The sequence below is a fragment of the Sphingomonas sp. genome, from assembly GCF_051962185.1.
Taxonomy (GTDB): domain Bacteria; phylum Pseudomonadota; class Alphaproteobacteria; order Sphingomonadales; family Sphingomonadaceae; genus Sphingomonas.
Map to the genome: position 1 here is coordinate 1 of NZ_JBQCCN010000261.1, position 11034 is coordinate 11034.

An 11034-nucleotide genomic window follows, 5' to 3' on the forward strand; every position below is an offset into this window, starting at 1 on the left:
CTCGATCCGCGCGAAGGGCGGCGGGCGCAGATAGGTCGATCCGGGATGCCAGGGGTAGAGCGCGCCATCGGACGCGGGCAGCGCGGCCCAGGCGGCGCTGGCCTCGGCCGCCTCGAACGCTTCGGCATAATCTTCCGGCCGAATCGCGGTCGCCGCGACGGCATCGATCTCGGCGCCGCTCGGCCACAGCCGGTCGAGCGTGACGGGCTTGCCGTCGGCATCGTGCCCGATCGCATCGCGCGCGATGTCAATCGCCGCATCGCCCGCCAGCGCATACGCCACCGTCAGCGCGGGCGACGCGAGGAAGGCGTCCTCGATTCGCGGATGGACGCGCCCCGGGAAATTGCGGTTGCCCGACAGGATACCGACCGGGTTCGCGCGCCCCGCCGCCATCGCCTCGTCCATCCTTGTCGCGAGCGGGCCCGAATTGCCGATGCATACCGTGCAGCCATAACCGGTGATCGCGAAGCCGACCGCCTCGAGATCGTCGAGCAGCCCGGCGCGCTCGAGCAACTGTTTTGCACTCGGCGATCCCGGCGCCAGGCTGGCCTTGACCCAATCGGGCGGGGCGAGGCCGAGCGCGCGCGCCTTGCGCGCGACGAGCCCGGCGGCGAGGAGCTGGCGGGGGTCCGAGGTATTGGTGCAACTGGTGATCGCGGCGATCGCCACCGGGCGCTCGGGCATCGCGGCGGCGGCATTGCGGCCGCCGAGCAGCGCCGGCACCTCGGAGGGCGCGACCAGATCCTGCGGCCGGCGCGGCCCGGCGAGCGAGATGCCGATCGTGGTCAGGTCGATCTCGATCGTCTCGGCATAGGTCGGCGCCGCTTCGGGATCGAACCACAGACCGGTGGTACGCGCATATTGTTCGACTAGGGCGATCCGCGGCTCGTCGCGCCCGGTCTGGCGCAAATAGGCCAGCGTGGCGTCGTCGATCGGGAAATAGCCGGTCGACGATCCATATTCGGGCGCCATGTTGGCGACCACCGAGCGATCGCCGGCCGACAAGGTGGCGACGCCGGGTCCGAAGAACTCGACGAATCGCCCGGCCAGTTCGATCTGGCGCAGACGGTGCGTGACGACCAATGCGAGATCGGTCGCGGTCACGCCTTCCTGCAACCAACCGGTCAGCCGCACGCCGACTACCTCCGGCACGCGCATCATTACCGGCATGCCGAACATCACGCTCTCGGCCTCGAGCCCGCCGACTCCCCAGCCGAGCACGCCGATGCCGTTGACCATCGGCGTATGGCTGTCGGTGCCGATCAGCGTGTCGGGCATCGCCCAGCGCACGCCGGCGCGCTCTTCGCTGGTGACGACCGTCGCCAATTGCTCGAGATTGATCGTGTGCATGATCCCGGTGCCCGGCGGATGCACGGTGAAATTGTCGAGCACGCCCGACGCCCATTTCATGAAGCTGTAGCGCTCGGCATTGCGCTCCAGCTCGCGCGCCATGTTGCGCGCCGCGGCGTCGCCCCGGCCGTAGAAATCGACGGCCAGGCTATGGTCGGTCGAGACGTTGATCGGCAGCACCGGGTTGAGCGCGGTCGGATCGCCGCCGGCATCGGCCAGCGCCTGGCGCGCCGCGGCGATGTCGACCAGCGCCGGGCCGCAGGTCGTGTCGTGCATCATCACCCGGCCGGGCCAGAAGGCGATCTCGGCATCGCTCGTGCCCTCGGTGACCCATTGCCCGATCAGCGCGAGCGTCGCCGGATCGCCGCCGCTCCGCCGCAACAGATTCTCGATCAGGATGCGATGGACGACCGGCAGCCCGCTCAGGCCCAAGGCGGCGAGATCGACGATGGTGTAGCGCGTGTCGCCGCTGACGAGCGAGCGGGTCGGGACGGTCATGCGACTTCCTTGCGCGAGGCCAGAGGGGCGGCGAGCACCATCACGAACGCGACCAGGGTCAGCGCGGCGAGGAACGCCAATCCCATCACCGGCGATCCGCTCCTCTTGGCGACCAGGCCGACGACAAAGGGACCGACGAACCCGCCGAGATTGCCGATCGAGTTGATCGCGGCGATCGACACCGCCGCGGTCGCGCGCGACAGGAATTGGCCGGGCAAGGTCCAGAACGGCGCCTTGAACGCGTAGAAGCCGGTCAGCGCGGCGGCGAGCAACGCGGTCGCCGGCACCGGCCCCGCCACCCAGGCGACGCCGCCCAGCGCGACTCCCGCCAGCAGCAGCGGCCAGGCGGTATGGTAGCGGCGCTCTCCGGTGCGGTCCGACCGCCGCGACCACAGCACCATGCCGATCGTCGCGACGATATAGGGCAGGGTGGCGATCAGTCCGGTCTCGACATTGCTGAGCGACTTGCCCGAATGTTTGACGATCTGCGGCAGCCAATAGCCGACCCCCAGGCTGCCCGCCTGATAGACGAAATAGATCGCCGCCAGGTACAAGACGCGCGGCTCGGTGATCGCGCGCCAGGTGTTGAGGTGACGGACCCCGGTCGCCGCGTGCTCGCGGGCGATCTCCGCTTCCAGCCAGTCGCGCTCTTCGGACGCCAGCCAGGGCGCGTTGGCCGGGCGGTCGACCAGCAAGCGATAGGTGACGATCCCGCCGATCACCGCGGGCAGCCCCTCGATCAGCAGCATCCAGCGCCACCCGCTCAATCCAAAGCCATGGACGTGATCCATGATCCAGGTGCTGATCGGCGTGCCGATGATGTACGATACCGGGATCGCCGCGGTGAACATCGCCACCACCGTCGCCTGTTCGCGCCTGCGGAACCAGGCGGTCAGATAGATGATGATCGCGGGGAAATAGCCCGCCTCGGCGACGCCGAGCAGGAAGCGCAGCGAATAGAGCTGCCAGGTCGACTGGACGAAGGCGGTGGCCATCGACACCACGCCCATGCCGATCAGGATGCGCGCGATCCAGATGCGTGCGCCATATCGCGCCATCAGCATGTTGCTCGGCACTTCGAACAGGAAATAGCCGATGAAGAAGATGCCGGCGGCGAACCCGAACGCCTCCTGCGACAGCCCGAGCTCGGTGTTCATCTGCAGCGCCGCGTAACCGATGTTCGCGCGGTCGATGTACGACACGATGTAGAGCACGAAGCACAAGGGCACGATGCGCCGGAACACGCGGCGCATGATGCGGCGATCGTCGCTGTCGCTCAGGGACGGGGGCTCGGCTCTCTCCATAACATGTTCTTTGACATTCAGTAATACAAAGTGCAAGGACTAGTGCGTGTCAGGACGAGGCGGCGCGATGCGAGAAGAGTCCGGAGCGCCCGGTTGGGCGGCGTCGCGGCGCGAGTTGATGGCCGGGCTGGCGGTCGCCATGACCTTGGGAAGCGAGGCCGCCTGGGCGGCCCGGGGAGGATCGATGCCGGGTTTCGCTTATGTCGGGTGCCGCACCAGCCGCGAACGCAACGCGCGGGGCGACGGCATCTCGGTCTATCGGATCGGCGCGGACGGCGGCTGGCAACGCGTCCAGCTGGTCGGCGACCTGGTCAATCCATCCTATCTCGCGTTCGATCGCAGCCGCCGCTTCCTCTACACCGTCCATGGCGACGGCAGCGAGGCGAGCGCGTTCCGTATCGACCCGGCGTCGGGCCAGCTCACCTTCCTCAATCGCGTGACGACGGGCGGGCGCAACCCGGTGCATCTGATGCCCGATCCGAGCAATCGCTTCATGGTGGTCGCCAACCATATCGTTGCCGACGGCGTGAAGTCGGGCATCGCCAGCCTGCCGATCGGCGAGGACGGGCGGCTCGGCGCGCCGGTCGATATCGTGCCGTTCGAGGGCAAGATCGGCCCGCACCGCGTCGAACAGCCGTTCCCCAAGCCGCACCAGGTCGAATTCGACCCCAGCGGGCGGTTCATAATCGTGCCCGACAAGGGCTGCGACCGCGTGTTGGTCTTCACCATCGACGCGGCGGGCAAGCTGCACCAGGTCGACGCGACGCCGGCGCGCGAGACCTCCGGGCCGCGCCACGTCGCGTTCCACCCGACCGTGCCCTACGCCTATATCATCAACGAGCTAGACTCGACGGTCGTCGCCTATCGCTTCGATCGGCGATCGGGGGCGCTGCGACCCTTTCAGGTGGTCTCCGCCCTGTCCGAGGATTTCACCGGCAACAGTCGCGGCTCGGAGATCGCGGTGTCGCGCGACGGGCGCTATCTCTACGCCTCCAATCGCGGTGCCGACACGGTCAGCACCTTCGCGATCGACCGCGCCGACGGTCGGCTGCACTGGAAGGGCTGGGTGCCGGCGGGCGGCAAGACCCCGCGCTTCTTCGCCTTGCGCGGCGATCGGATGGTCGTCGCCAATGAGGAAGGGCACAATATCGTGCGTTTCGCGATCGGCGTCGACGGCATGCCGCAGGGCCCGGTCGTGGTGGCGGAGACGGGAAGCCCGACGTCGATCGTGTTCTCGAGCTAAGCCCACCCCTCATTCGTCATCCCCGCGAAAGCGGGGACCCATCTCCATCGCTTTCCGTCGACTTCACCCGTGCGATGTGTTGCTCGGGCAGGAGATGGGTCCCCGCTTTCGCGGGGATGACGGGTAAATAGTCGCCGTCAGGGCTTCTTCGGCACCGCGCAGACGAAGCTCGACGCCAGCCTGGTATCCCCATCGCGATAGTGCGGCGCGCGCGGCCAGGCGCAGATCGGGCGCTGGAAGGCGATCGGGCGCTTGGCCGGCGGCGTGCTCTCCGACCCCGGGGCATAACGCGTCGCTATCAGGCTCTGCGGCGCGCGCGCCTTTTCGACCCAAGCATAGAGCGCGAGCGTCATGTCATGCTCGGCATCGCGCATCGGCGGCGTCGAATCGCGCGTCGCGGTCGAGAAATTGGTCGCGCCCGGTCCGCCGGCGCAATGGTCCATACCCGGCACCATGAACAGTCGCGCGAACGCCTGGGTCGCGGCCAGGCTGCCCATCCGCGCCTCGACCGCGCGGTAGTAATTGATCGCCTCCAACGGCGTGCCTACCGGGTCCTGCCAGCCCATGAACATGATCAACTTGCCCCCGGCGCGCGCGAAGGGCGAGAGGTTGGGATCGTTGGCGTCGAACATCGGGCTGAGCCGCGCGCGCATCGTGTCGACATCGCTGCCCCAATTGAACGTCCACCAATTCCACTCGGGATTGTCGAACACCCAATATTTGAACATGTCGGCGCGCGACGGCTCGGCGGGGTCGGCGTGCTCCGACCAATAGCCGGACCAGCCGGGGCTCTTGTCGTCGGGACCCGCCATCACGCCTTCGGTGCCGATCGGATAGCCGGGATAGATGGCGGCACCGGTGCGCGAGTCATGCGGGCCAGCGTAGATCTTGTCGGCGGCCGCGACTTGCTCCGCGCTCAGGCAGGTGCCGGCTTGCGCGCCCGGCCGGCACAGCAGATCGGCGGGCTTGAACCCGCATTGCCGCGGATCGGCGATCACGCCGTCCTCGACGCCGTCGATCTTGTCGCATGCCGCGACCGCCGAGCGGTTGATCAGCCGGAGGTCGCCGACCGACAGGATCGGATGCTGGTCGTCGCCCGGGCGATGGTTGGCGAGATAATTCCACAGGAACGCAAGCGTCAGGCTGGTGCGGTTGTTGCCCGGCGCGCCGGCGATGATGCCGTCGAAATCCTTGGGGTAACGCTGCGCCGAAGCCAGCCCTTGATAGCCGCCGGTCGAACAACCGCTGAAATAGGACCAGCGTGCCGGGCGGCGGTAATAAGCGCGCGTGATCGCCTTGGCCGCGACGACCGATTCGTGGACCGCACGATAGCCGAAATCCCTGATCTTCTCGGGATGGTGCCAGCCGAATTTCAGATCGGTGCCGCTATGCCCAGTGTCGGTCCCGACCGCGACGTCGCCATCGTCGAGCCGCGGGATCATCTCCTTATATTGCATGTTGGAAACGTAGGCGCCGTTGCCGATCATGTGCAGGCGGCCCGACCAGCTGCCGGGGGCGGGCAGCCACACTTCGAAGCCGATCTCCGATCCCTTGACCGGCCGGCTGACCCCGCGCACGCGGCAGAATGGCTTGAGCCCGGTGTAGGTCCGGGCGCCGCGCTCGACCACCATGTCCTCGGTGAATGTGCCGTTGACGCGGGTCGCGATCAGGATCCGGACGTGCGGGATGGCCAGCGTCTTGAGCGCGGCACAAGCGTCGGGCGCGGCATAGGCGGCGGGCGCGATCGCCAATGCCGCCATCGAGACCAGACCGGTCGCCGCCAATCGTTGAAGCATCCGACGCGCGACCATGTCCTTCTCCCTTATCGCTGGTGTTCTCCAGAATGTCTTAGTATGATCGAAAAAACAATATCAGGCAATGCGACGGAGAAAGAGACATGCGGATGTTCGCGCGCGACGACATCATGGCGGCGCTCGACGAACAGGATGCGATGGCCGCGGTCGAGCGCGCGATCGTCGCCTTCGCGCAAGGCAAGGCGCAGAGCGGCGATGCCGGGCATTTCAGCTTTCCGGCGCCGGGCGACGCCCATGTCAAGGTCGCGCACCTCGCCGGCGAGGAGATATTCGCGCTCAAGGTCTCGGCGAGCTTCTACGCCAATCCGGCCAAGGGCCTGTCGTCAAGCCAGGGCTTTTCGGCGGTGATCAGCGCGACCACCGGCGAGGCGTTGGCGCTATTCGCCGACGGCGGCTGGCTGACCGATGTCCGCACTGCGATGGCCGGCGCGATCGCCGCCCGGGCGATCGGCTATTCAGGGGGCACGCTGGGGATCGTCGGCGCCGGCATCCAGGCGCGGATGCAGGCCGGGATGATTCGTCGCCATGTCGGCGCCGATCGGGTGCTGATTTGGGGCCGCGACCTGGCCAAGGCGCGGGCATTGGCCGACGAGGTGGGCGGCGAGGCCGTCGCCGACCTGGCCGACCTGGTGCGCGCGTCCGATCTCGTGGTGACCACGACGCCATCGACCGAGCCGTTGGTCGAGGACGGCTGGGTGCGACCGGGTACGCGGATCGTTGCGGTCGGCTCGGACGGCGGCGGCAAGCGCGAGCTCGATCCGCGCATCCTCGGTCGCGCGACGGTCGTGGTCGACTCGGTCGCCAAATGCCTCGAGAATGGCGAGGCGGGCTGGGCGGCACGCGCGGGTCTGCTCGCGCCCGAGGCGATCATTCCGCTCGGTGACCTCCTGGCCGATCCGCACGCCTTTGCCGCCGACGCGATCGTCGTCGCCGACCTGACCGGCCTGCCGGCCCAGGACGCGGCGATCGCCGGCGCGGTGTGGCGGGTGCTGGCTTCCAGCTAGGTCAAGAACTCATAGGGGCTAACGTACGGGATGGTGGAACGCGGTCGTTCCCCTAGGCGCGCAACGCGCTAAGGTATGCTCCATCAAAATGGAGACGGCGTTGACCGAACTGCAGATCGAGCCTGGAACCACGTTCAGCGACGATGACATAACGTCGATTGAGGCGTCGCTCGGAAGAAGGCTGCCGGTCGAGTATGTTAAGTTTGTGAAAGAGTATGGCTCTGCGTTTGTGGGCGGATTGATAGATGGCGATCAGTCTCTACCCATACTCACTTTTTTCGGTCCGCGGCAAATCGTCTTGAATATAAATTCAACGGAGGACTTTACAGCGGACCAAATTCTTCCGTTCGCCAGATGTGAGCTTGGCAATATCTGGGCGATGGATGCCTCCGGCGTTGTTCACTACATAAACTACTATGGCGGCAGAACCGTGATCCAACGGGTAGACAATTCATTCGAACGTTTTGTAGATCGGATCGTTCTGGAGGAGTAAGATCTGACGACAATCCGGATCAAATAATGTCTGCTATTGTTCCGCTTCCGGATTGGTCGCTTTCATGAATCGATGGAAGAGTATGAAGTAATGCCTCCCCGGCGAGGGCCGGGGTCCAGGACTCATGCATTGAAGATGGCAGCTCGTCGCTGCGAGTGATCGCAACTGGACTCCGGCCTTCGCCGGAGAGGCGTGCATGTGGGTCGTAGATCACACGCTCGCATAACGGCGGCTGACCAGCGCCGCCCCCAAACTGATCGCGGCGATCGCGGTCAGCCACACGCCGGGCATGGCGAGATTGCCGGTCGCCGAGATCAGCGCGGTGACCACGAACGGAGTGAAGCCGCCAATCGCGGTCGCCAGGCTATAGGCGAGGCTGAAGCCCGAGGCGCCGGCTTCCTCGGGCACGATCTCGGTCAGGTGGACGACCATCGCCGAATTGTAGCTGGCGTAGATCGCCGACAGCCACAGTTCGACGACCAGCAATTTGGTCACGCTCGGTGCGGCGGCGAGCCAGGCCATCGCGGGATACGCGGTCAGGATCGCCAGCAAGGTACAGGCGATCAGGATCGGCAAGCGACCGATGCGGTCGGACAAGGCGCCCATCAGCGGCAGCCAGATCAGGTTCGAGACGCCGACCAGCGCGGTGATCATCAGGTTCGCCCGCGTCGGAAGGTGCAACAGCTTGCCGAAGGTCGGCGTGTAGGCGGTGATCATGTAGAAGCTGACCGTGGTCATCAGCACCAGCGCCATACCGGTCAGCACGCGGCCGCGCGCGGTCCACAAATGGCGCATGATCTCGCGCATCGTCGGCCGCGTCGTGCGCGCGGCGAAGAGGTCGGTTTCGCGCAGATGGCGGCGCATCAGGAACAGCAAGGGAATGATCAGGCAGCCGAGCCCGAGCGGGATGCGCCAGCCCCAGGCGGCGAGCTGGTCGGCGCTCAAGGTCATGCCGAGCAGGACGCCGATGCACGCCGCGACCACCACCGCGACTTGCTGCGACGCCGATTGCCAGGACACGTAAAAGCCTTTTTGGCCCGGCGGTGCGATCTCGGCGAGATAGACCGAGACGTTGCCCAGTTCCGCGCCGGCCGAGAACCCCTGGAGCAGCCGCCCGAGCAGCACGAAGAGCGGCGCCGCGAGTCCGATCGCGGCATAGCCGGGCGTGAAGGCGATGGTGGCGATGCCGACGCTCATCAGCGCCAGCGTGACGATGAGGCCGGCGCGGCGGCCATGATGGTCGGTATAGGCGCCGAGCACGATCGCCCCCAACGGCCGCATCAGGAAGCCGACGCCGAACGTGGCGAGTGCCTTGAGCAAGGTGCCGATGTCGGAGCTGCCGGGGAAATAGGCGGACCCGATGGCGGCGGCGAAATAGCCGAACACCATGAAATCGTACATCTCGATGAAATTGCCGCTGGCGACGCGCAGCACGTCCATCGCGCGCCCGCTGCGTGGGGTCCCGTCGGTCATATCGGCATCGCGCTCCCAAAATGCGGCGGCGCCTTGTGTCGCGCGCGTCCGCTATGCCGGGTATCGCGATTGTCGCCAAAATGCACGCAAAAACACCAAAAATGCATTTTTGTCTTTTTAAACTCGGCAAGACAGTGCTACCGGTCCCCCAACGCCAAAGAGCCGATGTGAGGGGATCCGATCGATGACGAGTGCCTGCCGCCTTCTCGAGATCTGGGGAAGCCCCCGCGATCGCGGCATCCGCTACGGCGAGGGCGCGTCGGCCGAGATCCATCGCGGAACCTCGCATTATATCAGGCAGATGGAAAGCCTGGGGCTGTCGCAGGCGACACTCGCCGATCTGGTCGAGGCCTATCTGCCGATCATCCGCGATTTCGACGCCGACCATGTCGAGGAAATGCAGGGCATCGCCCAGGGCGCTGACCTGCCGCTGTCGCACATCGTGCTGATGAACGCGCGAACCGAGTTGCTCAAGCTCGCCAAGGAGCCGATCCTGCGCGCGGGCCTGCTCGCCGAGCGTGCCGCGGAAGGCTGTACGACGATCATCGTCCAGCCCGAGCGGACGCCCGACGGCAATCTGATCCACGCGCACAATTGGGACTGGAAATCCTCCTGCGCCGATTCGTGCATCATCCTGCGCATCCGGAACGACGACGGTCCCGACATGCTGACCTTCACCGAGGCGGGCGGGCTCGCGCGCTTCGGGTTCAACAGCCTGGGGATCGCGATCACCGGCAATTACCTCGAATGCGAGCGCGACTATCGTACCCTCGGCGTCCCGCTCGCGCTGATCCGGCGCAAGGTGTTGCAGCAGGACAATCCCTCGCTGGCGTTCGGCGCGGCCTATGCGACGCCCAAATCGGCGTCGAACAATCTCGCGATCAGCCACGCGCCGACCGGCATCGTCCACGACCTCGAATGCGCGCCCGACGAGACTTTCGTGGTAGAACCGCGCGATGGCCTGCTCGTCCACAGCAACCATTGGCTCAGCCCGGTGGCGCTCGCCAAATTGCGCGAGACCGGCGTGCCCGATTCGCCATGCACTTATTGGCGGCAGCAACGCGCCGAACGCCTGCTCGCGCCGCACGACAAGATCGGCCTCGACCAGGTGCGCGACGTGCTGCTCGACACCGCCGGCACGCCGCTGTCGATCTGCGTGCCGCCGCGCGCCTCGACCATGACCGGCCAGACCGCCACCGTGGCGTCGTTCCTGATGCGCCCGGCGCTCGGCGAGATGCGGGTGGCGATGATGCCGCATGCCGGCGCCGATTACGTCCGCTACACGCTCGCGTCCGACGCGCCCGCGCTGGCGGAACGACCCACCGCCGATGCGTAGAGCGATTGCCGGCCTGATCCTGATCGCGGCCGGCATCCTGATCGGCCTCGCGATGCTGCACCCCAGGGCGGCGGCGCCGACCGGGTCGGTGCTGCGCGCGCGGCTCAACGCCGACATCGCTTCGTCCGACCCCGGCATGAAACGCGACGCCAATACCGATGCCGTGCTGCTCCACGTCGTCGAAGGATTGGTCGCGGTGCGCGAGGACGGATCGATCGGCCCGATGCTGGCGAGCGGCTGGACGGTGTCGCCCGACGGACGCACCTATCGCTTCGCATTGCGCCACGGCATCCGCTTCCATAACGGCGCGCCGCTGACCTCGGCCGACGTCAAATGGTCGCTCGACCGCTATCTCGCGCCGGGCAGCCGTTGGCGGTGCAAGCCCGATCTCAGCGCCAACGGCATCGCCGCGGTGACCGCGATCGCCACGCCCGATCCCTATACCGTCACCGTGACGCTCGATCGCGCGGCGCCGCTGTTCCTGCCGACGCTCGCCCGGCTCGATTGCGGCGGTACCGG

Annotated in this window: 9 protein-coding genes; 5 read left to right on the forward strand and 4 right to left on the reverse strand. The window is 66.7% G+C overall.

The genetic code is table 11. The features are described 5' to 3' along the window. Both acnA and ACTHJR_RS16635 read right to left on the reverse strand, forming a co-directional pair. Nucleotides 1-1848, reverse strand: a 1848-nt coding sequence (gene acnA / locus ACTHJR_RS16630) for an aconitate hydratase AcnA (RefSeq protein WP_440524375.1), incomplete at its 3' end; no start/stop codon positions are given. Next, entirely contained in the window at nt 1845-3152 is a 1308-nt protein-coding gene (locus ACTHJR_RS16635; protein ID WP_440524376.1) for an MFS transporter, read from the reverse strand. The genes ACTHJR_RS16635 and acnA, both read right to left, overlap by 4 nt. A gap of 67 nt (nt 3153-3219) precedes the next feature. On the opposite strand from ACTHJR_RS16635, the gene ACTHJR_RS16640 reads away from it, so the two are divergent. Beyond that, complete coding sequence (locus ACTHJR_RS16640; protein ID WP_440524378.1) at nt 3220-4395, forward strand: lactonase family protein; 1176 nt, start codon at nt 3220-3222, stop codon at nt 4393-4395. 137 nt (nt 4396-4532) lie between these two features. On the opposite strand, the gene ACTHJR_RS16645 is transcribed toward ACTHJR_RS16640, so the two are convergent. Next, nucleotides 4533-6206 carry a tannase/feruloyl esterase family alpha/beta hydrolase gene (locus ACTHJR_RS16645; RefSeq protein WP_440524379.1) on the reverse strand — a complete coding sequence of 558 codons (1674 nt, stop codon included), beginning with the start codon at nt 6204-6206 and terminating at the stop codon, nt 4533-4535. Nucleotides 6207-6292: 86 nt separating this feature from the next. Here ACTHJR_RS16645 and ACTHJR_RS16650 point away from each other — a divergent pair, with 86 nt between their 5' ends. Both ACTHJR_RS16650 and ACTHJR_RS16655 read left to right on the forward strand, forming a co-directional pair. Beyond that, nucleotides 6293-7213, forward strand: a complete 921-nt coding sequence (locus tag ACTHJR_RS16650; protein WP_440524381.1) for a Gfo/Idh/MocA family oxidoreductase — start codon at nt 6293-6295, stop codon at nt 7211-7213. Between the two features lie 100 nt (nt 7214-7313). Continuing rightward, nucleotides 7314-7706: an SMI1/KNR4 family protein gene (locus tag ACTHJR_RS16655; protein WP_440524382.1), complete on the forward strand. Its 393-nt coding sequence runs from the start codon at nt 7314-7316 to the stop codon at nt 7704-7706. 210 nt (nt 7707-7916) lie between these two features. Here the strand turns inward: ACTHJR_RS16655 and ACTHJR_RS16660 are convergent, their stop codons facing one another. Continuing rightward, nucleotides 7917-9179: an MFS transporter gene (locus ACTHJR_RS16660; RefSeq protein ID WP_440524383.1), complete on the reverse strand. Its 1263-nt coding sequence runs from the start codon at nt 9177-9179 to the stop codon at nt 7917-7919. 184 nt (nt 9180-9363) lie between these two features. Here ACTHJR_RS16660 and ACTHJR_RS16665 point away from each other — a divergent pair, with 184 nt between their 5' ends. After that, nucleotides 9364-10515 carry a C45 family autoproteolytic acyltransferase/hydolase gene (locus tag ACTHJR_RS16665; protein WP_440524384.1) on the forward strand — a complete coding sequence of 384 codons (1152 nt, stop codon included), beginning with the start codon at nt 9364-9366 and terminating at the stop codon, nt 10513-10515. Further along, nucleotides 10508-11034: ABC transporter substrate-binding protein (locus tag ACTHJR_RS16670; RefSeq protein WP_440524385.1), on the forward strand; the 527-nt coding region annotated here is incomplete at its 3' end. The genes ACTHJR_RS16665 and ACTHJR_RS16670, both read left to right, overlap by 8 nt.